Source organism: Mycolicibacterium cosmeticum, assembly GCF_000613185.1.
GTDB classification, from domain to species: domain Bacteria; phylum Actinomycetota; class Actinomycetes; order Mycobacteriales; family Mycobacteriaceae; genus Mycobacterium; species Mycobacterium cosmeticum.
This window is the reverse complement of sequence record NZ_CCBB010000003.1, coordinates 2,300,747-2,324,226: the sequence shown is the minus strand read 5'-3', so window position 1 is coordinate 2,324,226 and position 23,480 is coordinate 2,300,747. Positions and strand designations below refer to the sequence as shown.

At 69.1% G+C, this 23,480-nt stretch carries 22 protein-coding genes; 9 read left to right on the top strand and 13 right to left on the bottom strand.

From position 1 onward, the window contains the following. Nucleotides 1-2: 2 nt before the first annotated feature. From BN977_RS30480 to BN977_RS30470, 3 genes are read right to left on the bottom strand one after another with little or no spacing between them, the layout of a single operon-like run. Nucleotides 3-1,016: an alcohol dehydrogenase catalytic domain-containing protein gene (locus BN977_RS30480; RefSeq protein WP_036403820.1), complete on the bottom strand. Its 1,014-nt coding sequence runs from the start codon at nt 1,014-1,016 to the stop codon at nt 3-5. Nucleotides 1,017-1,026: 10 nt separating this feature from the next. Then, nucleotides 1,027-2,169, bottom strand: coding sequence for a glycoside hydrolase family 3 N-terminal domain-containing protein (locus BN977_RS30475; protein ID WP_036403818.1), 1,143 nt, complete (start codon nt 2,167-2,169; stop codon nt 1,027-1,029). Between the two features lie 44 nt (nt 2,170-2,213). Further along, on the bottom strand, nt 2,214-2,504 hold the full coding sequence (locus BN977_RS30470) for a hypothetical protein (protein WP_036403816.1): 291 nt from the start codon (nt 2,502-2,504) through the stop codon (nt 2,214-2,216). A gap of 30 nt (nt 2,505-2,534) precedes the next feature. Between BN977_RS30470 and BN977_RS32140 the strand changes: the two genes are divergently transcribed. Both BN977_RS32140 and BN977_RS30465 read left to right on the top strand, forming a co-directional pair. Then, nucleotides 2,535-2,708: a DUF2613 domain-containing protein gene (locus BN977_RS32140; RefSeq protein WP_064961435.1), complete on the top strand. Its 174-nt coding sequence runs from the start codon at nt 2,535-2,537 to the stop codon at nt 2,706-2,708. Between the two features lie 76 nt (nt 2,709-2,784). Further along, nucleotides 2,785-6,984 carry an alpha-(1->3)-arabinofuranosyltransferase gene (locus BN977_RS30465; protein WP_191262652.1) on the top strand — a complete coding sequence of 1,400 codons (4,200 nt, stop codon included), beginning with the start codon at nt 2,785-2,787 and terminating at the stop codon, nt 6,982-6,984. Here the strand turns inward: BN977_RS30465 and BN977_RS30460 are convergent. Genes BN977_RS30460 through BN977_RS30450 form a run of 3 tightly spaced genes read right to left on the bottom strand, consistent with a single transcriptional unit; the run spans nt 6,921 to nt 10,097 of the window. Then, the gene (locus BN977_RS30460) at nt 6,921-7,988 is read right to left on the bottom strand and encodes a PDR/VanB family oxidoreductase (RefSeq protein WP_051562063.1); all 1,068 of its coding nucleotides are present in this window, start codon (nt 7,986-7,988) and stop codon (nt 6,921-6,923) included. The genes BN977_RS30465 and BN977_RS30460 overlap by 64 nt on opposite strands. Beyond that, on the bottom strand, nt 7,985-8,881 hold the full coding sequence (locus BN977_RS30455; RefSeq protein ID WP_024450308.1) for a metal-dependent hydrolase: 897 nt from the start codon (nt 8,879-8,881) through the stop codon (nt 7,985-7,987). Before BN977_RS30455 ends, BN977_RS30460 begins: the two co-directional genes overlap by 4 nt. 46 nt (nt 8,882-8,927) lie before the next feature. Beyond that, nucleotides 8,928-10,097, bottom strand: coding sequence for an acyltransferase family protein (locus BN977_RS30450; RefSeq protein WP_036403814.1), 1,170 nt, complete (start codon nt 10,095-10,097; stop codon nt 8,928-8,930). Between the two features lie 126 nt (nt 10,098-10,223). Between BN977_RS30450 and BN977_RS30445 the strand changes: the two genes are divergently transcribed. From BN977_RS30445 to BN977_RS30435, 3 genes are read left to right on the top strand one after another with little or no spacing between them, the layout of a single operon-like run. Continuing rightward, entirely contained in the window at nt 10,224-11,435 is a 1,212-nt protein-coding gene (locus BN977_RS30445; protein WP_036403812.1) for a cell envelope lipid trafficking protein PgfA, read from the top strand. Between the two features lie 17 nt (nt 11,436-11,452). Then, nucleotides 11,453-13,057: an MmpA family trehalose lipid delivery protein gene (locus BN977_RS30440; RefSeq protein ID WP_191262648.1), complete on the top strand. Its 1,605-nt coding sequence runs from the start codon at nt 11,453-11,455 to the stop codon at nt 13,055-13,057. Nucleotides 13,058-13,097: 40 nt separating this feature from the next. Further along, nucleotides 13,098-13,382: a hypothetical protein gene (locus BN977_RS30435; RefSeq protein ID WP_036403810.1), complete on the top strand. Its 285-nt coding sequence runs from the start codon at nt 13,098-13,100 to the stop codon at nt 13,380-13,382. A gap of 5 nt (nt 13,383-13,387) precedes the next feature. On the opposite strand, the gene BN977_RS30430 is transcribed toward BN977_RS30435, so the two are convergent. Then, on the bottom strand, nt 13,388-14,551 hold the full coding sequence (locus BN977_RS30430) for a glycosyltransferase family 4 protein (protein WP_024450313.1): 1,164 nt from the start codon (nt 14,549-14,551) through the stop codon (nt 13,388-13,390). A 33-nt stretch (nt 14,552-14,584) separates the two neighbouring features. On the opposite strand from BN977_RS30430, the gene BN977_RS30425 reads away from it, so the two are divergent. Continuing rightward, nucleotides 14,585-15,349, top strand: coding sequence for a class I SAM-dependent methyltransferase (locus tag BN977_RS30425; RefSeq protein WP_024450314.1), 765 nt, complete (start codon nt 14,585-14,587; stop codon nt 15,347-15,349). Nucleotides 15,350-15,404: 55 nt separating this feature from the next. Beyond that, nucleotides 15,405-16,898, top strand: a complete 1,494-nt coding sequence (locus BN977_RS30420) for an aldehyde dehydrogenase (RefSeq protein WP_024450315.1) — start codon at nt 15,405-15,407, stop codon at nt 16,896-16,898. 14 nt (nt 16,899-16,912) lie between these two features. Here the strand turns inward: BN977_RS30420 and BN977_RS30415 are convergent, their stop codons facing one another. The 5 genes from BN977_RS30415 to BN977_RS30395 form a co-directional block, all read right to left on the bottom strand. Further along, entirely contained in the window at nt 16,913-17,518 is a 606-nt protein-coding gene (locus BN977_RS30415; RefSeq protein WP_036403808.1) for a hypothetical protein, read from the bottom strand. A gap of 58 nt (nt 17,519-17,576) precedes the next feature. Next, complete coding sequence (locus tag BN977_RS33415) at nt 17,577-18,050, bottom strand: Imm61 family immunity protein (protein ID WP_234709693.1); 474 nt, start codon at nt 18,048-18,050, stop codon at nt 17,577-17,579. Beyond that, entirely contained in the window at nt 18,050-19,732 is a 1,683-nt protein-coding gene (locus tag BN977_RS30405) for a TNT domain-containing protein (RefSeq protein ID WP_051562062.1), read from the bottom strand. The genes BN977_RS33415 and BN977_RS30405 overlap by 1 nt, the downstream gene beginning before the upstream one ends. A gap of 9 nt (nt 19,733-19,741) precedes the next feature. Then, a complete protein-coding gene (locus tag BN977_RS30400) occupies nt 19,742-20,005 on the bottom strand; it encodes a hypothetical protein (RefSeq protein ID WP_165576387.1) in 264 nt (87 codons plus the stop codon). A 171-nt stretch (nt 20,006-20,176) separates the two neighbouring features. Continuing rightward, nucleotides 20,177-22,009, bottom strand: a complete 1,833-nt coding sequence (locus tag BN977_RS30395) for an acyl-CoA dehydrogenase (protein ID WP_036403804.1) — start codon at nt 22,007-22,009, stop codon at nt 20,177-20,179. A 212-nt stretch (nt 22,010-22,221) separates the two neighbouring features. Between BN977_RS30395 and BN977_RS33545 the strand changes: the two genes are divergently transcribed. Continuing rightward, the gene (locus BN977_RS33545) at nt 22,222-22,356 is read left to right on the top strand and encodes a hypothetical protein (RefSeq protein WP_268817629.1); all 135 of its coding nucleotides are present in this window, start codon (nt 22,222-22,224) and stop codon (nt 22,354-22,356) included. A 29-nt stretch (nt 22,357-22,385) separates the two neighbouring features. After that, complete coding sequence (locus tag BN977_RS30390) at nt 22,386-22,955, top strand: TetR/AcrR family transcriptional regulator (protein ID WP_036403802.1); 570 nt, start codon at nt 22,386-22,388, stop codon at nt 22,953-22,955. On the opposite strand, the gene BN977_RS30385 is transcribed toward BN977_RS30390, so the two are convergent. Further along, nucleotides 22,952-23,476, bottom strand: a complete 525-nt coding sequence (locus BN977_RS30385) for a dihydrofolate reductase family protein (RefSeq protein WP_036403800.1) — start codon at nt 23,474-23,476, stop codon at nt 22,952-22,954. The genes BN977_RS30390 and BN977_RS30385 overlap by 4 nt on opposite strands. Nucleotides 23,477-23,480 lie beyond the last annotated feature (4 nt).

The following is a 23,480-nucleotide window of genomic DNA, read 5'->3' as shown; positions in this document are numbered from 1 at the left end:
GCTCAGATCGTGATGACCCCGCGGTACCGGGCGCGGCCGTGTTCCATGGCGGCGTACGCCTCGGCGGCCTGCTCCAGCGGATACTCCTGGATCTGCGCCCGGACATCGTGCAGGACAGCGAAATTCATGGTGTCCTCGACGTCGGCAGCGGTTCCCGACGGATGACCCGCCACCGTGAGCGCCGGGGTGATCAGATCCAGTGGGCTGATGGGCAGCGGATCTGCCGACACCCCGATGACGACCAGTTCACCGCGCGGGTTCAGCCCGCCGACCGTCTGCCCGATCGCGGTCGAGTTGGCGGCGGTGGCCAGCACCACCGCGACACCGCCGAGCGCGCGCAGCGCCTCGCTGACATCACCCGCGGTGGAGTCGACGTAGTGGTGGGCACCGAACCGGCGGGCATCGTCGGCCTTGTCGGCGCCGCGCGCGACGGCGACGGTCTCGAACCCCATGGCCCGGGCGAACTGGATGCCGAGATGCCCCAGCCCGCCGACACCGAGCACCGCGACGCGGTCACCGGCGACGGCATGCGTCGAACGCAGTGCGTGGTAGACGGTGACACCGGCGCAACTCATCGGCGCGGCGTCGACGAAGGACAACCCGTCGGGAATCCGGGCCAGCGCGGTGGCCGGTGCGGTGACCGACTGGGCATACCCGCCCGGGTACTGCCAGCTGGGCACCTGACCGTTCTCGCAGTGGATGAACTGACCCTTGCGGCACTGAGCGCAGTGGTTGCAGTTGCCGCCGAACCAGCCGACCGCCACCCGATCACCGACCGCGAAACCCTCGACACCGGAGCCGATTTCGGCGATGGTGCCGGCGATCTCGTGTCCAGGGGTCAACGGCCAGGTCATGCCGGGGAAGTGTCCGGCCACGAATTCGCGGTCGGTGCCGCACACGCCGCAGGCCGCCACGTCGATGCGCACCTGCCCGGCCGCCGGCGGCGACGTCTGCACGTCGACGAGTTCGAGCGGGGCCTGGGCGGAGGCGACATGCACGGCGCGATGTGTGGTCATGCGCGTCAGATTATCCGCATTTCGCCGCCGCCAACCGGCGAAGCGAGTCATCCAATCGAGGCACCGCCAGCTGGCCCGCGTTGACCGACTTCTCCAGGTGGTCCAGCACCGCGGGCACCTCACCGGTGGTCACCCACAACGCGACGTCGGCGCCGGCCTGCAGCGCCCGCAGCACCGCCTCGGCCACGCCGTAGCGCGCGTTGATGGCCGCCATGCTGGACAGGTCGTCGGTGTAGACCACCCCGTTGAAGCCCGGTCCGCCGTAGCCGCCGGAGCGCAGCAGAGCGTAGGCGGCGCCGCTGAGGCTGGCCGGGTCGGTGCCGGTCAGTCCCGGGACCTGCAGGTGCCCGACCATGACCGCGACACCCGGTTCGGTGGTGAGCGTCCGGTACGGCACCAGGTCGTCGGCCTTCAACGCGTCCAGCGGCGGGGTGGTCACCCCGCCGGTGTGCGAGTCACCCGAGCCGTGACCGTGTCCGGGGAAGTGCTTGAGCACCGGCGTGACGCCGCCGTCGCGCAGCCCGCGGGCGTAGGCACCGGCGTACTCGGTCACCTTGGCCGGGTCCGAACCGAAGGACCGGTCGCCGATCACCTCGTCATCGGATTCCTCGGTGACGTCGACGACGGGGGCGAAGTCGACGGTGATGCCGAGCCCGCGCAGCGCCTGTCCGCGTTGCAGCGCAATCTGGTACACCTCGTCGGGCGTCTTGGTCTGGGCCAGCACCCGCGGCGAGGGCTGCGCTCCGATGAGGTCGGACAGCCGCGACACCCGGCCGCCCTCCTCGTCGACGCTGACCCCCAACGGCAGCGCGGACGCGGCGTCAGTGATGCCCTTGAGGTCACCGAAGATCGACTTGTCGGTCCAGCTGCCGATGAAGATGCCGCCGACGTGGTAGTTGGCCACCACGGCCCTGGCGTCGGCGGCGTCGGTGACACCGACCATCAGCAGCTGGGCCAGCTTCTCGCGCAGCGGGATGGCGGTGACGTCGCCGCACAGCGGCAGCGCCTCGGCCGGGGCCGGGGCCAGCGGTGCGCTGGTGGATGCCGGGGTGACGCTGCTGGTCACCGGCGACGCGGCGGGTTCGGCGTGGGAGCAGCCCAGCAACAGTCCGGACAGCGCTGTCAGGGCACCCAGAGTGCGGGACATCGGCATGCCAAGTGACCTTAGTCGGCGCCCGGCGTCGGCCGGGGCGGGCGTCAGGTCCGCAGCTCGCAGCCGATGCCGTGGGCGTCCAGCCAGCTTCGCTCGCCGCCGGGCATGATGTCGTCGACGTGCGCACAGACCGCGTCCACCACGTCGGCGGCCGCGGTCACGCCGAGGGCGCGGCGCAGTGCCGGGAACTGGTCAGGCGCCACGACGACGGAGTATTCATAGCCGTCCAGGTGCGCGCGGTCGTAGCCGCTGAACACCAACGCGCCGGCGGCGTCGTAGCCGACCCACACGGTGCAGGCGGCGCCGCGCCAGAACACCCGTTCCGGACTCGTCATCCTCATATTGTCCCGTGCTAGGTTGACGGCATGGATCGGTTCGTCGTGCCCGCCGCGGCCAGCATCGTCGTCGGCCTTTTGCTGGGCGCGGCCGCGATCTTCGGTGTGACGCTGATGATCCAGCAGGACACCAAGCCGCCGGTGCAGTCGGGTGACCCGGCGTCATCCGTGCTCAACCGCGTTGAATACGGCGACCGGGCCTAATCCCGGGGCAACCGCCGATCGGGAATCCGACCTCGTCGCTTCGCCCACCCCGGGATCTTTCCCTGTCGCTGCCCCGCTGTCCCGCCGCTGGTTGTGGCTGGTCGGCCTCGTCTCGCTGATCCTGTGCCTCGCGCAGTCCCCGGGCCGCGTCTCGCCCGACACCAAACTGGACCTCACCGCCAACCCGCTGCGGTTTCTGGCCCGCGCGGCCAACCTGTGGAACAGCGACCTGCCGTTCGGCCAGGCGCAGAACCAGGCGTACGGCTATCTGTTCCCGCACGGGGCCTTCTTCCTGCTCGGTGACCTGATCGGGCTGCCCGGCTGGGTGACCCAGCGGCTGTGGTGGGCGTTGCTGCTGACGGCCGGTTTCTGGGGCCTGCTGCGGGTGGCCGAGGCGCTGGGGATCGGGAATCCGACGTCCCGGATCATCGCGGCGACGGCGTTCGCCCTGTCCCCGCGGGTGCTGACCACCCTGGGCGCCATCTCGTCGGAAACGCTGCCGATGATGCTGGCGCCGTGGGTGCTGCTGCCGGTGATCCTGGTGATGCGCGGCGACCCCAGAGTCCGGACGCTGGCCGCCCGTTCCGCGGTGGCCGTCGCCCTGATGGGCGCCGTGAACGCCGTGGCCACCCTGACCGGTTGCCTGGCGGCGGTCATCTGGTGGGCCGCACACCGGCCGAACCGGCAGTGGTGGCGGTTCACCGCGTGGTGGGCGGTCTGTACGGTGCTGGCCGTCACCTGGTGGGCGGTGGCGCTGGTGCTGCTGGGCCGGATCAGCCCGCCGTTCCTGGACTACATCGAATCCTCGGGCGTCACCACCAGCTGGCTGTCGCTGACCGAGGTGTTGCGGGGCACCGACAGCTGGACACCGTTCGTGGCCACCACGGCGACCGCCGGCTCCTCCCTGGTGACCGGGTCGGTGGCCGTGCTGGCCACCACCCTCGTCGCGGCCGCCGGGCTGGCCGGGCTGGCGATGCGCACCATGCCGGCCCGCGGCCGGCTCATCACCATCCTGCTGATCGGGATCGTCGCGCTGGCGGCGGGCTACTCCGGCGGGCTGGGTTCGCCGATCGCCCACCAGGTGCAGCTGTTCCTGGATGCCGCCGGCACCCCGCTGCGCAACGTGCACAAGCTCGAACCCTTGATCCGGCTGCCGCTGACGCTGGGGCTGGCGCATCTGCTGGGCCGGGTTCCGCTGCCGGGCAGCGCGCCCCGCGCGGTGTGGCTGCCGGTGTGGACGCACCCGGAGAAGGACCGGCGGGTGGCGGTGGCCATCGTCGTGCTGGCCGCGTTGGCCGCGGGGTCGTCGCTGGCGTGGACCGGCCGGCTCACCCCGCCCGGCAGCTTCAGCGCGATTCCGCAGTACTGGCACGACACGGCCCGCTGGCTCGACGAGCACAACACCGACCGGGGCCGGGTGCTGGTGGCGCCCGGCGCCCCGTTCGCCACCCAGACGTGGGGCAACACCCACGACGAACCGCTGCAGGTCCTCGGCGACAGCCCATGGGGGGTACGGGATTCCATTCCGCTCACCCCGCCGGAGACCATCCGCGCGCTGGATTCGGTGCAGCGCCTGTTCGCGGCCGGCCGGCCGTCCGCCGGGCTCGCCGACACCCTTGCCCAGCAAGGCATTTCCTATCTGGTGGTGCGCAACGACCTGGATCCCGAGACGTCCCGGTCGGCGCGGCCACTGCTGGTGCACCGCGCCGTGGACCACTCCCCCGGCCTGACGAAGGTGGCCTCCTTCGGGGAGCCTGTCGGGGCCGGCCTGCTGGAGGGATTCGTCGCCGACAGCGGGTTGCGACCCCGGTATCCAGCGGTGGAGATCTACCGCGTGCGCAACGCCGTCACCGGACCGTATCTGGTGGACACCGACGCGTTGGCCCGCGTGGACGGCGGCCCGGAAGCGTTGTTGCGCCTCAACGAACGGCGCCGACTGCTGGGCAGAGAGCCGCTGGGCCCGATGCTGCTGACGGCCGACGCCGAACGTGCCGGACTGCCTGCTCCGCTGGTCACCGTCACCGACACCCCGTTGGCTCGCGAGACCGACTACGGCCGGGTGGACAACCACTCGTCGGCCGTGCGTACCCCCGATGATCCGCGGCACACCTTCAACCGGGTGATGGACTATCCCGCCGGCACCGATCCGGTCTACGGCCGATGGTCCGGCGGCCGGATCACCGCGTCCAGTTCGGCAGCGGATTCCACCGCACTGCCCAATGTCTCGCCGTCGACCGGCCCGGCCGCCGCGATCGACGGGGACTCGTCGACCAGCTGGGTCTCCAACGCGTTGCAGACCGCGGTGGGGCAGTGGCTGCAGGTCGACTTCGACCACCCGATCACCAACGCCTCACTCACCATCACCCCGAGCGCCACGGCCGTCGGGGCCCAGGTGCGCAGGATCGAGGTGTCGACCGCCAACGGCACCACCACCTTGCGGTTCGACCAGCCGGGCAAGCCGCTGTCGGTGGCCCTGCCCTACGGCGAGACGCCGTGGATGCGCATCACCGCGGTCGGCACCAACGACGGCTCCCCCGGCGTCCAGTTCGGCATCACCGACTTCACGGTCACCCAGTACGACGCCTCCGGTTTCGCCCATCCGGTCAATCTGCGCCACACCGTCGAGGTACCCGGCCCGCCCGCGGGATCGGAAGTGGCGCAATGGGATCTCGGCACGGAATTGCAGGGACAGCCCGGATGCGCGACGGCGCCGGACGGGGTGCGGTGCGCCGCGGCGATGGCGCTGGCCCCCGAGGAGCCGGTGAACCTGAGCCGCACCCTGACCGTGCCCGCGGCCACGTCGGTCACCCCGACCGTCTGGGTCCGGGCCCGTCAGGGCCCGCGCCTGGCGGACCTGATCGCGATGCCCGCCACCGCGCGTGCCACCGGTGACGCCGACCCGATCGACGTGCTCGGTTCGGCGTACGCCGCCGCCGACGGTGATCCGCACACGGCGTGGACCGCACCGCAGAACGTGGTGCAGTTCAAGACCGCGCCCAGCCTCACGGTCAAACTGCCCAGACCCGCGGAGGTGGCGGCGCTGATGCTGGCGCCGAGCAGCTCGGAGCTGCCCGCGCATCCGACCATGGTGGCCATCGATCTCGGCGACGGCCCGCAGGTACGCCCGCTGACCGGCACCAAGACCCAGACCGTCGACCTCAAACCGCGGGTGACCGACACCATCACCGTGTCCATCCTGGACTGGCGTGACGTGATCGACCGCAACGCACTGGGTTTCGACCAGCTCAAGCCGCCAGGGCTGGCGGAGGTGACGGCGCTGGACCGGGCCCACCGGCCCGTCGCCGCCGCCGACGGCGCGGCCAACCGCACGCGCGCCATCACGTTGCCCTGCGGGCAGGGGCCGATCATCGGGGTGGCCGGCCAGTTCGTGCAGACCTCGATCACCACCACCGTCGGCGCACTGCTCGACGGTGCGCCGATCGCCGCCAGCCCCTGCCAGAACCGGCCGATCGCGCTGCCCGCCGGGCAGCAGGAACTGCTGATCAGTCCGGGGCCGTCGTTCTTCGTCGACGGGATCGCGCTGGCGGCACCGGCATCACGCGAATTGCATTCCGCTCCAATGGATCCGGTTCACCGCGGGCAGTGGGGACCGGACCGTCGGGAGGTCGACGTCACGGCGTCCGGCCAGGATCGGATCCTGGTGGTGCCCGAGAGCCGCAACCCGGGCTGGGTGGCCCATACCGCCGGCGGTGCCGCACTGCGGCCGGTCACCGTCAACGGCTGGCAGCAGGGGTGGGTGGTCCCGGCGGACACGTCGGGTCCGATCACCCTGACCTTCCCCTCGAACGCGGCCTACCGCGTCGGGCTGTTCGGTGGGTTGGCCCTGCTGCCGATCCTGGCGCTGCTTGCGCTGCTGCCGATCCGGCGTCCACGCGCCGGTGAGCCCGTGCGCACCTGGCAGCCGCGGCCGGTCCTGCTGGGGGTCCTGGCCTTGGCGGCCGGCGCGGTGATCAGCGGGGTGGCCGGCGCGGTGGTGGTCGCGGCGGCGCTCGGCGCGCGGCATCTGCTGCGGCACCGGCCCCGACCGCTGGAGACGGTCACCGTCGGCACCTGCGCCGCGGGCCTGATCCTGGCCGGGGCGGCGCTGTCGCGGTATCCGTGGCGGTCGGTGGACGGTTATGTCGGCCATTCCCCGTGGGTGCAACTGCCGGCACTGACCGCGGTGGCCATGCTCGCCGCGTCGACGGTGGTCTATGCGTCGAGCACCAGACGCGGTGAGAGCGAACGTGATACGCAGGTGAGCATCGAGGACTGACGTTCGTCGTCGGTCAGCCGGTTGTCCCGGTGGTCGGGCGCGCCGGCTAGCACCCCGATCTTGCAGGTACCGCAGAAACCCTGTCGGCACGAGTACGCGATGTCGGGTCGGACCCGGGTCAGCGCCTGCAGCAGCGTCTCGTCGGCCGCGACGGAGACCACCTCACCGGTGCCGGCCAACTCGACCTCGAACGGGCTGCCGTCGACAACCGGAGGTGCGCTGAAACGCTCGAAATACAGTGCGCTGGAATCGGTTCGGCCGAACCCGTGGCGCACGGTCTCGATCATCGGCGGGGGCCCGCACACGTACACCGCACCGGCCCGGGGCGCGTGGCGCAGCAGGTCGTCGGCCGTGGGGATGCCGTGCTCGTCGTCGAGGCGGATGGTGACCCGGGCCGGATCCCACTGCCACATCTCGTCGAGGAACGGGATGGTGTCGGCGCTGCGGCCGCAGTACACGAAATGCCAGTCCAGACCCAACCGCTGGGCGGCCCGCACCATCGGCAGGATCGGCGTGATGCCGATGCCACCGGCCAGGTAGAGCACGCGCGGATGCGGGATGAACGGAAAGCCGTTGCGCGGCCCGCGCACCGTGACGGTGTCCCCTTCGGCCAGCGCGTGCATCTCCAGCGAACCCCCACCGCCGGTGGGGATCTTGCGTACCGCGATGCGGTAACGGGACCGGTCCTGCGGGTCACCGCACAGTGAGTACTGCCGTCGCCGGCCGGACGGCAGGTGCAGATCGAGGTGCGAACCCGGCTGCCAGGCCGGCAACGGCCCGCCACCGGGATCGGCGAAAGTCAGTGCCACCACGTCGTTGTCGCTGGCGACCACGACACGGTCGGTGAGCACCAACGTCATCGGGTCGTCGGGGCTGCGCACCGCGCGGTGATCGGTGTAACCCTTGCGGGTCACCGGACGCAGCCAGAACTTGTCCAGCACCGTGGCCACCACATTGATGGCCCGGTCGTCGATGGGCGCGCCGACCGGCGGGACGTGTTTCACTGCGCGGCGGGCCGGGTGGCCGGCGAGGACGCCAGATAGGCCACCGCCTGCGCGGTGTCGCCGACGTCGCCGGGGTGATACCAGGGCGAGAAGTACTGCAGGGCGCGCAGCACCAGGTGCCGGATGGGCGGCGTCACGCCGCGACGGGCGGACCGGAACAGGTTGCGCCACACCACCTTCCGCTGCCGACGTGACATCGTGACATTCGGGTCGACGCGCATCAGATAGCGGATGCCCTGCCAGATCAGGTACAGCAGGACCGGGGCGACGACCACCTGGGCGCGCGCCCGGCGGACGTAGCTGCCGTCGAAGTAGTGCAGCACGTCATGCGAGACCATGCGGTGCTCGACCTCCTCGGCCCCGTGCCAGCGCAGCAGGTCGAGCACCACCGGGTGGACGGTGGTGTCGTTGAGCCGATCCGCGTTGAGCACCCAGTCGCCGAGGAAGGCGAAGATGTGCTCCAGCGCGGCGATCACCGCCAGCCGCTCGACCAGGTAGTTGTGCGCTTCCTCCCCCGTCGTCTGGCGCGGACCGAGCAGGTGGCCGAACACCCAGTTGGCGCGGTCGAGCATCGGTGCGGGGTCGATACCGTGCCGGGTCAGGTACTCGTTGAGCCCGACGTGGGCGTTGGCGTGCATGGACTCCTGGCCCATGAAGCCGATGACGTCCTCACGCAGCTTCTCGTCCTGGATGTGCGGCAGCGCCTCTTTCAGGACGGTGATGAACCACTCCTCGCCGGCCGGCAGCAGCAGGCTCAGGCCGTTGTAGAGGTGCGTGGCGACGGGATATCCGTAGACGTAATGCGCCGGGACGTCGGTCAGGTCGAACTGCACGGGACGGGCATGCAAGGCGATGGCGGTGCCGTCCGGGGTGTCGGTATCCAACAGCTCCATCGGCGTAACGGTACCCGCGGTACCGGATAAAGTCGATCCCGGCCCGTCACCGCGCGATGGCGGGCTCGGGGTCTTCGGTGACCGAACTGTCCAGCGGGGGCGGCGCCGGCCCCCTGCGGTACTCCCAGCGGCGCAGCGCGTTGCGGCACGGCGATTCGACCAGGGCGTAGCTGACCGCCGCGATCGCGAAGCCGAAGATCAGCGTGAGCACCAGCACCGTGGGCATGTGCCCGTTGAACGGGAACTGCCCGATGATCGGGAAGACCATGGCCAGGGCCGCCAGGTGCCAGACGAACAGCCCGTAGGACCAGCGGCCCAGCGTCACCATGGGCCGGCTGCCCAGTAGCCGGTGCGGTGTCTCGGGCCGGTCCAGCACCAGCGGCGCCACCAGGGCGCCGGCGACCACCGCGCCCATCGTCACCTTCACCACGAACTGGCCCACGGTGCCCGGCGTCAGGCCTTCCGGACCGGCCAGCGGCGACGCGGCGACGACGAACGCGATGCCCGCCACCGCGGCCATCACCACGCGGCTGCGGGCCAGCCGGTGCGGCAGTCCCACCGGGCTGACGGTCAACTCGGCCAGCAGCATGCCGGCAGCGAACCAGGAGAAGAAGGCCGGCGGCCAGTTCAGCGGGTTCACGCCGGCCGGCGGGTGCAGCGGCAGCAGCCCCCACGCCAGACTGGCGAGGGCCACCGCGGCGATGGCCGGGATCCGTGCCCGCACCGGCAGCCGGCGGGCCAGCAACGCCAGCAGCGGCAGCGCCAGGTAGAAACTGACCTCCACCGACAGACTCCACATCTGGGTGAGCCCGGCGGTCAGCGTCAGCGGAACGTAGATCTGGGTGAGCGTCAGGTTGGCCAGCCATACGGTGAAATCGGCATCGGCATCCGGCAGCAGGGTGAGCACCACCACGACGGCCACCAGATAGCCGGGCATGATGCGCACCAGCCGCGACCGCAGATAGTGCCCGGTCGGTGGGCGTTTGCGCAGGCCACGCGCGGCGGCCGCGTGGCCGCGCCACAGCAGGAAGCCCGACAGCGCGAAGAACACCGCCACCGCCAGATCGAACCGCCCCAGCAGCCGGCCGCCGACACCGCCGGTGTGCCCGGTCTGGAAGGCCACGTGGGTGAGCACCACGCCGATGGCGGCGCAGGCCCGCATCCCCTCGACCGCGGGCAGGAAACTACGCGTCCCGCCGATCTCGGAAGTGCCCATGGCCAACAGTCTGCCGGTCGAGCGGGATACCGCGCACCGACCGGGTAGTCAGCAGAGGTGGAGTTGTCCTGAACATCCCCCTTACGGTGTGCTGTTAGGGTCAAGTCCGACCGAAGGGAGCACGGGTTGAACCGCGCAGTGGCCCTGCGAATCGCAGCGTGCGGACTGATGGGGCTCGGCGCTGCCCTGCTCATCGCCGCGTTGCTGTTGTCGACGTACACCAAGGGCAAGATCGCCAAGATTCCGCTGGATCTCGAAGCCGACCTGATGAGCGAGGGCACCGGGACCGCGCTGGACCCGGCATCGCTGGCCCAGCCGGAACATTTCGTCATCAACAAGAACGTTCCGGTGGCGTTGCAGCAGCAGCTCAGCGTGGAGGCCCCGGCGAACGCCGATGTGGTCACCCTGCAGGTCGGCACCTCGCTGCGACGCACCGACAAGCAGCAGGACAAGGGTCTGCTGCTGGCCATGGTGGACACCGTGACACTCAACCGGACCACGGCCGAGGCGGTCTCCAGCGACACCAACCCCGGCGGCGCCGTGCAGAAGCCGCGCACCATCGAGGAGCAGAACCCGCCGACCAACATCGCGCTGCCGCACGAGGGGCTGGCCTACCGCTTCCCGTTCGACACCGAGAAGAAGACCTACCCGTACTTCGACCCGATCGCGCAGAAGGCCTTCGACGCCAACTACGACGGCGAAGAGGACATCAACGGGCTGACCGCCTACCGGTTCACCCAGAACGTGGGCTATGACGCCGACGGCAAGCTCGCCGAGCCGATCAAGTATGCGTCGCTGTACGACAACGACATCGACAGCACTGTGACCGCTCTCGCGCAGCAGTGGGGCGTGCCGTCCGAAGATCCCTACGCGCCCATCACCATGACCCGCTACTACGCCGCCCAGCGGACGTTCTGGGTCGACCCGGTGACCGGCACCATCGTCAAGTCCAAAGAGCACGCCTTTCACTACTACTCACGCGACGCCCTCAAACCGGAGGTGACGTTCGCCGACTACACCGTGACCTCCACCGAGGCGACGGTGGAGAACCAGGTCTCCGCCGCGCGCGACGAGGCCGACAACCTGGCGTTGTGGAGCCGGATCCTGCCGATCACGTTCGCCGGCCTGGGCCTGGTGATGTTGGTGGGTGGCGTGCTGCTCGGGTCGTTCGGGCTGCGGGCCGAGTCCGCCCTCATCGATCCCGGCCTGGACGGATCGGATCGCGGGTTCTTCAGCCGCCGTGACGACGAATCCGGTCCGATGCCGGCCGCCGAGGCGCAAACCGAGAAGATCCCCACCCGGCGACCGACCGACCTGCCGCCGGACCGACCGGTCTGAAAGCCCGGCATGCGGTAGTGCCGGCGTACGCGCTGGCGCTGGCCCTGCTCGTCACCGGTCCGCTGCTGGGACCGGGTTATCTGCTGCTGCGCGACGCGGTGTCCACCCCGCGGTCGTATCTGTCCGATGCCGCACTCGGCTTGTCCGAGGCCGCCCCGCGCGCGCTGCCGCAGGACTTCCTGGTCGCCGTCGTGTCGACCGTGATCGACGGCGGGGTGCTGGTCAAGGTCCTGCTGGTGGCCGGGCTGTGGCTGGCCGGCTGGGGTGCGGGCCGCCTGGTGGCGGTGCTGCTGCCGGCGACCGGGGTGGCCGGTCAGGGCGTGGCGGTGACGCTGGCGATCTGGAATCCCTATGTCGCCGAACGCTTGTTGCAGGGGCACTGGAGCCTGTTGGTCGGGTACGGCTGCCTGCCCTGGGTGGCGTCGGCGGCGCTGCGGAAGAGTTGGCCCGCGCTGGTGTTCTGGCTGGCCCTGGCCGGCCTGACCCCGACGGGGCTGATGCTGGCCGCGGTGATCGCGCTGGTGTGCGCGCGGGGATGGCGCTCGGTAGGGGTGACGCTGGCCTCGTCGGCGGGTGCCGCGCTGCCGTGGCTGACGGCGTCGGTAGTGGCCGGGTCGCTGTCCGGCTCGGCCAGTGGCGGGGTTCGGGCGTTCGCCGCGCGTGCCGAGCCCGGGTTGGGGACGCTGGGCAGCTTGGCCGGTCTCGGCGGAATCTGGAACGGGCAGGCCGTGCCCGCTTCGCGGACAACGGTTTTCGCCGTGGTGGCGACGGTCGTATTGGTTGCGGTGGTCGTGGTCGGGCTTCCGGTGGTGCTGCGGGTCCGGGCGGCCCGACCACTGCTGGTGCTGGCCGTGGTCGCGGTGGTGCTGCCGGCGCTGGCGGCGACCGGGCCCGGTCTGGCGTTGCTCGAGACGGTGATCCGGGCGGTGCCCGGGTTGGGGGTGTTGCGCGACGGCCAGAAGTGGGTGGCACTGGCGTTGCCCGGCTACGTGCTGGCGGGGGCGGGGGTGGCCAGGTACGGCCGCGCGGTGGCGGTGGTGTGTGCCGCCGCGCTGATCGCCGTGCTGCCCGACCTGGCGTGGGGCGTGGCAGGTCAGCTGCGGGCGGTGCACTATCCGCCGAGCTGGCCCGCGGTGGCCCGGCTGGTCAACGCCGATCCCCGTCCCGTCGCGGTGCTGCCGGCCGACAGTATGCGGCGGTTCGGGTGGGCCGGTTCCGCACCGGTGCTCGATCCCCTGCCGCGCTGGGTCTCGGCCGACGTGCTGGCCAGCGGTGACCTACTGATCGGGGGGCGAACCGTGCCCGGCGAAGGCACCAAGGGCCGGGAGGTGACCGCGCTGCTGGCCGGCGGGGCGTCCCAGGAGCGGCTGGCCGCGGCCGGTGTCGGCTGGGTGGTGGTCGAATCCGGATCACCGGCGTTGAAGCTGCCCGTCGCCTACCGCGACGGCGATCTCACGCTGTACCGGGTGGGCGGCAGCGCGCCCGCCGCGTCCGGGCGGGGGCTGCTGATCGGCGCGCATCTGGTCTGGTTGGCGCTGCTGGTGGGCGCCGGGGTGGTCGCAGGGTCCCCTCGCGGCGGCCGGGGATGGTTTCGGTCCGCACGCAGCGTTTCCACAGATTAAGGTTCAAGCGCGATCCACTGCACGACGACAGGAGCTCCACATGAACGCGACGATCATCCGCCGCACCGCTGCCGGCCTGCTGCTGGCGTCGCTGGCCACGGTTGGCGTGGCGTGCTCGAACGGCGAGAAGGAAGCGCCGAGCACCAGCACCACCACCACGACGACCACCACGACCACCGCTCCCGCGCCGACCAGCGCCCCGCCGGTGGAGCCCACCGAGAAGAGCATCAACCCGACGGGCGGCAACCTGTTCACGCCGACGGTGAAGGCGCCCGGCCCGCAGACGGCGGCTCCCGGCAACCTGCCCGGCAACGCGCCGAAGTAAGGCGCTTACACCACGCCACTGACGTAGGTGCCGGCATGCACCGACTCCAGCACCGCGCGCATCGCTTCCGCGCTCTGCTTCCAGGAGAACTCGGTGCTGCGCACCTGCGCCTTGGCGCCGAGCTCGATCCGCAGCACCGGATCGGTGAGCAGCCGGGCCAGCGCGTCGGTGAGTTCGCCGGGGCCGTCCACCAGTAGGCCGGTGACGCCGTCGACGATCGAGTCGGTCAGCCCGCCGGAGGACCGGTACCCGATGGTCGGGACGCCGTGCTGGGCGGCCTCGATCACGGCCAGCCCCCAGCCTTCCTTGCGCGACGGCATCAGGTGTACCCAACATTGTTGGACCACTTGATGTTTGGCGTCGTCGGCAATGTGCCCGTGAAACGTCACGGCGTCGGCGATGCCGAGCCGGGCGGCGTGGCGCACCAGGCGGTCCTGCCACCAGCCGCCGCCGACGATGTCCAGGTGCAGATCCGGTATCCGTGCCCGCAGGGCGGCCACCGCGTCGAGAGCGTCTTCGATCTGCTTGTGCGGCACCAGCCGCGACAGCACCGCCACCCGTGGCGTCGCAGACCGCGGCTGTTCCAGGCTGCCCTGTGGGGCGGCGTCCAGCCCGTTGCGTACCACCGCGATGCGGTGCTTCCCGACGCCCAGCTCGACGAGTTCGCGGGCCGACGGCAGGGACACGGTGACGTACTGGTTGCGCCGGTGCAGCCGGGGCGAGAGCCGCGACTCGACGAACCAGCCGAACCTGCCGGTGCGGCGCCCGGCCACCGGCCACTGCTCGCGGTGACAGTGATGAACCAGCACCACCGAGCGCCGGCCGTAGGCGAGCCGGGCCAGGAACGGGATGCCGTTCTGGGTGTCGACGACGACATCGGGCCGGGCGTGGCGCAGCGGGCCGAGGCCGATCCGCGCCAACACCATGGCAAGACCGGCCCAGATGTAGACGGAGTAGGGGCCGCCGCCGCGGCTGACGGTGATCCCGTCCAGCACCTCGCGGCGCCTGGCGCCGGGGTAGCGCGCGGTGCGCATGGTGACCGCGACACCGTCGGCGGCCAGTTGGGTGCCGATCCGCTGCAGGTAGGCCTCGCTGCCCCCGCCCTGCGGATGGCCGGTGTCGCGCCAGCACAACAGCAGTACTGACCGGACGGGCGGGCGCGAGGACATCGTGTCGAGAGTACCGGTGAGTAGTTTGAGCGGGTGCGTCCTACCGATTTGCTCGCTGAGCGGGCGACACTGCGGCGTTCTGTTCGGTTGTTGGGCGCGTTCCGGTTCGAGCAGAGCGATCCGGCCCGGTTCTACGGCGCGCTGGCCGCCGATACCGCCGCCATGGTGGCGGAGCTGTGGACGGGCAGCACCGATTCGCCGGCGGCCGGGCGCACGGTGTGCGACGTCGGTGGCGGTCCCGGGTATTTCTCGGCCGCGTTCGACGCTGCCGGGATGACGTACATCGGCGTCGAACCGGACCCGCGGGAGATGCACGCGGGTCCCGCGGGCCGGCCGGGGACCGGCCTGTTCGTCCGGGCGTCGGGCCTGGCGCTGCCGTTCGCCGACGACAGCGTCGACGTCTGCCTGTCGTCCAATGTCGCCGAGCACGTGCCCCACCCCTGGCGGCTGGGCAACGAGATGCTGCGGGTGACCCGCCCCGGCGGCTTGGTGGTGTTGTCCTACACGGTGTGGTTGGGCCCGTTCGGGGGGCACGAGATGGGGCTGACGCATTACCTGGGTGGCCGCCGCGCGGCCGAAAGGTACACCCGGAAACACGGGCATCGGCCCAAAAACGACTACGGATCGTCGTTGTTCGCGGTGTCCGCCGCGGACGGGTTGGCGTGGGCCCGTTCGACGGGTGCGCTGATCGCCGCATTTCCCCGCTACCACCCACGATGGGCCTGGTGGATGACCGCCATCCCGGGCTGGCGGGAATTCACCGTGAGCAATCTGGTGCTGGTGTTGCGCGCGTCCTGAGAACGTCAATTGCAACGTGTTCTCGTTTCGGCCGGAACTGGGTAATGTGACGGCCATGACACAGAGCACTACTAGCGCGGGCACCGCAACCTTGGCCCGGACCGACTGGGACAAGCTGTTCATCGGCGGCCAGTGGGTCGAGCCGTCGACCTCCGAGATCATCGAGGTGTTCTCCCCTGCCACCGGCCAGAAGGTCGGCCAGGTTCCGCTGGCCGCCGAAGCCGACGTCAACGCCGCCTGCGCCGCGGCGCGCAAGGCCTTCGACGAGGGCCCGTGGCCGCGGCTGGCTCCCCAGGAGCGGCAGGCGGTGCTGGCCAAGGTGGTGGAACTGGTCAACGAGCGGGCCGAAGAGTTCAAGGAACTGCTCAAGCTGGAGACGGGCCAGCCGCCGACCATCGTCGACATGATGCAGTTCGGGGCCGGCGTGACGGGGCTGCAGTACTTCGCCGGCGCGGCCGACAAGTTCGCCTGGAAGGACATCCGCGACGGCGTCTACGGCCAGACCCTGGTGGTCAAGGAACCGGTCGGGGTGGTCGGCGCCGTCATCGCCTGGAACGTGCCGTTCTTTTTGGCCTGCAACAAGCTGGGCCCCGCCCTGCTGGCCGGGTGCACCGTCGTGCTCAAGCCCGCCGCCGAAACCCCGTTGACCACCAACCTGTTCGCCGAGGTGTTCGCCGAGGCCGGCCTGCCCGAGGGCGTGCTGTCGGTGGTCCCCGGCGGCCCGGATACCGGACGCGCGCTGACCAACAACCCCGAACTGGACAAGTTCACCTTCACCGGGTCCAGCGCCGTCGGCAAGGAGATCGGCAAGATCGCCGCCGAGAAACTCAAGCCGTGCACGCTGGAACTCGGCGGCAAGTCCGCCGCGATCATCCTCGAGGACGCCGACCTGGACTCGACCCTGCCGATGCTGGTGTTCTCCGGGCTGATGAACTGCGGGCAGGCCTGTGTGGGGCAGACCCGCATCCTGGCGCCGCGCTCGCGCTACGACGAGGTGGTGGAAAAGCTTGCCGCCGCGGTCGGCGCCATGCAGGTCGGTATGCCCGACGATCCGGCGTCCATGATCGGCCCCCTGATCAGCGAAAAGCAGCGGGAGCGGGTCGAGGGCTACATCAAGAAGGGCGTCGAGGAGGGCGCCCGGATCGTCGCCGGCGGCGGCCGCCCCGAGGGCCTGGATTCCGGTTGGTTCGTGCAGCCGACGGTGTTCGCCGATGTCGACAACTCGATGACCATCGCGCAGGAGGAGATTTTCGGGCCGGTGCTGGCCGTGATCGCCTACGACACCGAAGAGGACGCGATCCGCATCGCCAACGATTCGCCTTACGGGTTGGCGGGCAGCGTCTACACCCAGGATTTCGCCAAGGCGGTCGAGATCGCGTCGAAGATCCGCACCGGGACGTACGCGGTGAACATGTACGCGTTCGATCCGGGCGCCCCGTTCGGCGGGTACAAGAACTCCGGTATCGGCCGCGAGAACGGCCCGGAAGGGATCGAGGCCTACACCCAGGCCAAGAGCGTGCTGCTGCCGTTCGGGTACACCCCCGAGTAATCCGCGCGGACCGGTCAGCGCGGCGGTTCGGTCAGTTTCGGCAGGAGGGTATCCGGTGCCGGGGTCCCGGTGAACAGTTTCGCCGTGGCCGGCACCGGGCCCACCACGTACGACCGCACGACGGGCCGGTGCGCGTCTCCGGTCCAGCAGTCGGCCATGATCGCGTTAGCCGCAGTCGAATTCGCCGAAAACGTCAGGTCGATATCGACGGTGACGTGATCGGTGCCGGCGCCGGTGACGTGCGGGGCGATATCGCAGGGCGGCGGACCGCTGGTACCCGGCAGCGGCTGCGACGCCACCGCCGGTGCGCGGAAGTACACCGTGGCGATGGTGGCGCCGTCGGGCCCGGGCGCGGTGAGGTAGCCGATCAGGTCGAGCCGGCCGCGGTTGGCCGGCGGCTGCGGCAGGAAGGCGGGCACGCCGGGCAGGACGGACTTGGTCGTCGTCGTCGTTGTCGCGGTGGTAGTTGTCGTCGATGTCGTTGGCGCCGCGGTGTTCTCGCGCGCGCACGCGGAGGCAAGCAGTGTGCTCGCCAGCACGACGATCGCCGTCTTGGGGATCACTATCCTTCGGCTCTTGCTCAACTTCGGGGCGGTCAGGTCCACCATGTTGACTGGCATTCGTCCTCTGCATTGGTCAATGCGTAGCCCATCAAGATGAGCTCTTAACAGAGCGGGATTACGCACTGTCGACCAATCGCTCGAGTTCGCCAACAGATTTCAGCATCAAATGACTGAAGATCGTTGCCTTGACCACCGAGAGCACGGCAGAACCCGCATCCGAGTCGATCTTCGAAAAGCCTTCGCGCGCTTCATGCACCGTAACGTCAGGTGAATAACCAAGCGCATAGAGGTCCGCGCCAAGCCTCCCCGAAGCCAAGTCCTGACGAGCCGACGAAGCCCACGTCCAGATCAAGTATTTTTCCAGTAACTCGAAAGAAGACAACTGCGCCGTGTTGTTGTAACGCTTCCCACGGTCATTCACCCGATCGACGATCCACCACCCCGCTTCCTGCCGAACATGGTAAGCCTCATCGGTAGCGACAAAGGAGGCGTCACAGTCGTCGCAGTCGAGTGATGCCGCCGCTTCTTTCATTCCCGCTCGTACAGACCATTTCATCCAATTCTGACTCAAAAATGCAAAGTCAACCATCAGCTGCCCTTTACTTTCAGATAGCCCGACTCGAGAAGTTCCGTGACCGACGCATCGATGCCCTCCGGAGCAATAATTCGATACTGCACGCCTCCGCCAGGTTGGTTGAACCAAGGAGCGACGCTCGATTGCTCGATACGCCAACCGGGAGGCAGTTTCCCAGGATCTGCAACCACATACTCGAAGTACGGCTTGGTCGCGCTGCCCGGCGGGAGGGCCCTTTCCGCAAACGGAGTTCCTTCCGGAGAGAGCCATTCGCCGCCGGGGTAACCGAATCGGTCGAGCGCTGTTCCCTGAGGCAATTCGGCATGGGAAATCACCGTGCCTTCGATCGCATAAGGTTTACTGGGCAAACTATCGTCAGGGTAGATGAGACTGCCGTCGGGGTGAGTAAAGTCGGGGCCCGGCTCGACTGGTTGGTATCCGTCGAACAATGGGGAATGCGGGGGCAGTGGCTGCGGAGGGACATCTGGCGGCAGGTGGAGCGGAGTGCCGGCTTGAGCATGCGGGAGAGTCGGATCGGCGACGTGCGGCGGATCGACCAAGTCGCTTGGCACCCGCTCAGAGAAGTCGAGCCCTGCGCGCGCCAGCGCACCTTCACCACCGAACATCACGGTCGGCGCGGTCATCGCACCCTCAGCAGATTTTTGCCCGAGGTAGTACGCGGCGTTCGGTGAGTTCAGCGCATTCTTGACTTCGTTTATGGCGGGGTTCAGTGGCCCGAATGGACCGCTGAACTGCTCCGCGGTCCCTTTGAGTAGGTCACCCCATGACTCCATCACGCCCGGCTCGCCCGGCCCTCCCTGGCCGAGGAGGTTCCTTATCTGCTGTTCGGTGCCGAACCAGGTATCGGCGAAACCGTCGCCGAAGCCAGGCTCAGGCCCTTTGGCATCGGACGGCTTGACCGAGGGCGGCAGCGGTTGACTCGCCTTGGCCATCAACTCATCAACACGGGCCTCGATCTGATCGGGTGGAACACCATCATTGGCCATCACCTGTCGCAGTAGCGCCTTGGCACGTTCGGCTTCAGCGGGATCCATTGGCGGCCTGGGCTTCGCCGGAGGGAGCGGACCGGATCCACCCGCCAACTGACCTAAAGCCTCGTCCAGGGTTTTCGGTTGTGCCGGTGCCCGTGCCGGCGGCGCGGGCGACAGGGACGCGACAGGCTGCGGAGCCTTCGCCGCTGGCACCCCGGTGGCGGATGAAATTGCTTGCGCCAGTTGACCGTCGATGGTGACACCGCGAGCGAGTGCCGCCGCAATACGCGTCTGCAGGTCTGCAACCTTCGCCGCAACTGCTGCGGCAGCCTCGTCAGTCAGATACGACGTGTCCGGTGGAATCACCTGGTTGGTGGTGGTGTTCACCTGCACGGCCGGTGCCGCCGCGGCGTCGTTGAGTATCGCTTTTACATCGTCGGCGAGCGATTCGGAGTCTTTCTCCGCGTTGTCCATCACCGTGGCGGCTTTACCGAGGCGATCCGCCGCATCCTCGTGATCGCCAGCACTGGCCACCATTGCCTGCTGGGCGGTCGCCCCAGCCACACCTTCCCATGTCGAAGCACTGGCCAACGATCGGTAGAACTCGGCTGAACGAGTATGCGTTGCGGCGGCCGCCTGGGTCGCCGACGCGAGGTTTCCGATCTCAGCCGGCCAGTCCAATAGCTCCTGCAGACTCAGGCCCACGAGATGCGCCTACATCGACGACGCGGCATCGCCGATGGCCTCAGCTCCTCGGTCATCACCCTGGAGGTACCGTCGGGCGGCCTCCCGATGAGCATCAGCATGCCCAGTGAACACCGCTCCGAACTGTGCCCGCTCGCCCTCCCACGCCGAAAGCATGCCGGCCAGCGCTGCGCCAGAGGCCGAGCCCAACGTCACGCCGGCCGCCTTGGTGTGCGCTGCCTCGTGATCGGCCGCGAAAGCAGCCGCGTGGCCTTCCAACTGGCCAGCAGTCAAACCCAATTCTTCGGGATCAACCCGTAACGGCTCCCCCAAACCGAATCACCCCCGCCGCTCAATCGTCTCCGCTATTTTACGTGGTCCATCCGCGCTGATCGGCCGCAAGTTTCCCGCTGGCGACCAACGCCGGTCGAACACCCCGCGCCTGTGTCGAGAGATCACACACCCTCAGAACGCCCCCTCCGGCAGCTCCATCGGGGCCAGTTCCATCGTCTCGATGACCGTCCGGTCCGCTGCCAGCCGCGGCAGCACATGGCGGGCGAAGAAGTCGGCCGCACCGACCTTGCCGAGGTAGAAGTCGCGGTCCCGGGCTGCGGCGGTGTCCAACGCGTTCAGCGCGATCTCGGCCTGCTCCAACAGCAGCCACCCGATGAAAAGGTCACCGACCGCCAGTAGGAACGGCACCGAGGACAGCCCGACCCGGTAGAGTTCACGCGAATTCTGTTGGGAAGACATGAGATAGCCGGTCATCGCGGTCACCATCGCCGACGCGTTCTCCAATGCCGACCGCAGCCGGGCCCGGCCGTCCACGAGCTCGGGACGCGCGGTGTCCCGATCCAGGAACGCCTGGATGCGGCCGACCACGTGGGCCAGCGCACCGCCCTGATCGCGGGCGATCTTGCGGAAGAAGAAGTCCTGGGCCTGGATGGCCGTGGTGCCCTCGTACAGCGAGTCGATCTTGGCATCCCGGATGTACTGCTCTATCGGGTAATCCTGCAGAAAGCCCGAACCACCGAAGGTTTGCAGCGATTCGGTGAGGCACTGGTAAGCCCGCTCGGACCCGACCCCCTTGACGATGGGCAGGAGCAGGTCGTTGACCCGGTCGGCCATCGACGGATCGGCACCGGACACGATCGCCGCCGCGACGGCATCCTGATGCGCCGCGGTGAACAGATACAGCGCGCGCAGCCCCTCGGCATAGGCCTTCTGCGTCAGCAGCGCCCGGCGCACGTCGGGATGGTGCAAGATGGTCACGCGCGGCGCCGTCTTGTTCGTCATCTCCGTCATATCGGCGCCCTGGATGCGGGTCTTCGCGTATTCCAGCGCGTTCAGATAGCCGGTGGACAGCGTGGATATCGCCTTGGTACCGACCATCATTCGGGCGTACTCGATGATCTTGAACATCTGCGCGATACCACTGTGGGTGTCGCCCACCAGCCAGCCGACCGCGGGCACACCGTGCTGCCCGAAGGTCAGCTCGCACGTCGCCGACGCCTTGAGTCCCATCTTGTGCTCGAGACCGGTGACGAAGACGCCGTTGCGTTCGCCCGGCGCGCCGGTCTGCGGGTCCGGGATGAACTTGGGGACGACGAACAACGAGAGTCCCTTGGTTCCCGGCCCGGCGCCCTCGGGCCGGGCCAGCACCATGTGCAGCATGTTCTCGAAGAGGTCGTCGGCATCACCGTTGGTGATGAACCGCTTCACCCCATCCAGGTGCCAGGTGCCGTCCGGCTGCGCGACGGCCTTGGTTCGGCCGGCACCGACGTCGGACCCGGCATCGGGCTCGGTGAGCACCATGGTGGCACCCCAGTTGCGCTCCATGGCCTGCACGGCCCAGCGGCGCTGCTGCTCATTGCCCAGACCGAACAGGATGTTCGCCAGCACCGGCCCGGCGAGATACATGAACGCCGCCGGCTGCGCGCCGAGGGCGAATTCCCCGACGGCCCACGAGAGCATCGCGGGAGCCGGGACACCGCCGACGCCCTCGTCCAGGCCAATCCGGAACCACTCAGCGTCCCGCCAGGCCCGCAGCGATTTCTTGAACGGCTCGGGAATGCTCACCACGTGCGATTCCGGATCGAAGGTGGGTGGATGGCGGTCCGTCTCGGCGAATGCCTCGGCCAGCGGTCCTTCCGCGAGCCGGGCCGCCTCGTCGAGCATCTCTCGCACCGACGCGCCGTCGAGGTCGCCGAACTCACCAGTGGCCAACACCTTTTCGAGTTCGTAGACCTCGAACAGGTTGAACTCGACATCCCGCACGTTGCTGCGATAGTGCCCCATGCCGCGAGCCTATCGGCCCGCCCGGTCGGCGCCCGGCAAATCGCGAGCCGCCCACCGATTATGCATCAGACCATATTTCTGCATCTCATTCACCAAGCAACTTGACAGGTGTTCACGCACTGTTAACCCAGTACCAGGCGTTTCTCCGTCGCCGATGATTGGCATCGCGGGGTCGCTGTTCTATGCTCATAACCATAGATTGGAGGCAACCGATGTTGCTCATCGAGCTCAACGTCGCCGGCCACCGGTGCACGCACCAGGTGGGCGGGCCCCGCCACACCTTCAACCGAGTGCGGGCGCGGCTGCACCCGCGCACCATGCAGTGGCGTCCACAACGGGCGGCCTGACCCGCAAACGTGGTTCGACCCGGCGCGCCATGCTGGTCGCCGCGGTTGACGTGCTGCGCGAGCGCGGAGCCGCCGGGTTGACGATCGACGAAGTCCTGGCCCGCAGCCGTGCCCCCCGCGGGTCGGTCTACTACCACTTCCCGCAGGGCCGCAACCAGCTGCTCACCGAGGCACTGAACTACGCCGGCGACTCCATCACCGAGGTCATCGACGCCGCCGCCGACCGTGGCGGCATAGCCCTGGTGCGCCAGTTCGTCGCTTTCTGGGAACGCGCGCTGGCCGGCAGCGCCTTTACCGCGGGGTGCCCGGTCATGGCGGCGGCGATCAGCACCACCGAGGACCAGGCCGTCCTGGCGTCGGCAGCCGGAGAGATCTTCGCCCGTTGGCGTGACGCGCTGGCACAGACCTTCCGCAACGACGGATTCGAGTCCGCCGATGCCGAGTCGCTCGCCGTGATGTGCATCGCCGCGCTGGAGGGAGCGGTGGCGCTGTGCCGGTCGGCGGGCAATGCCGAACCGCTGCACCAGGTTGCCCAGCAACTCGAATTCCTGGTCAAGTCACGGGAATTCATCCGGCTGTACGGGGTACCAGCCCGCTAGCCGGCCTTCTCCAGTCGCGCGCAGACGAATTCGCCGTTGACACCCGACTCCACCAGCCGCCACTCCGATCGCAGCGGCAAGACGGGGGCACCGCGTCCGAGCGTGCACGGCGCATAGCTCACGATCATCTCGTCCACCAGCCCGGCGTCGACGAACTGCGCGGCCACCACCCCGCCGCCGACCACCCACACATCGAGATCACCGGCGGCAGCCACCAGTTGGGGGTGCAGCTCGGCGACATCGCCGTCGAACACCTGCACCGGATGGCCCTGGACGACCCGGTCGGGCCGGCTGGTCAGCACCCACGAGGGTTGTTCGTACATCCACTCCCCCGGCTGGTTGCGCACGATCCACTCGAAGGTCGTCGAACCCATCACCAGTGCCCCAACGGATTTCGCGAACGCTTCGTAACCGAACGGCCCGTTGGGGTCGATGGAGCGGCTGATCAGCCAGTCCAGGCTGTCCCGGTCGTCGACGACGAATCCGTCCAGACTGGACGCCGTGTAATAGATGGTCGTCACCTCG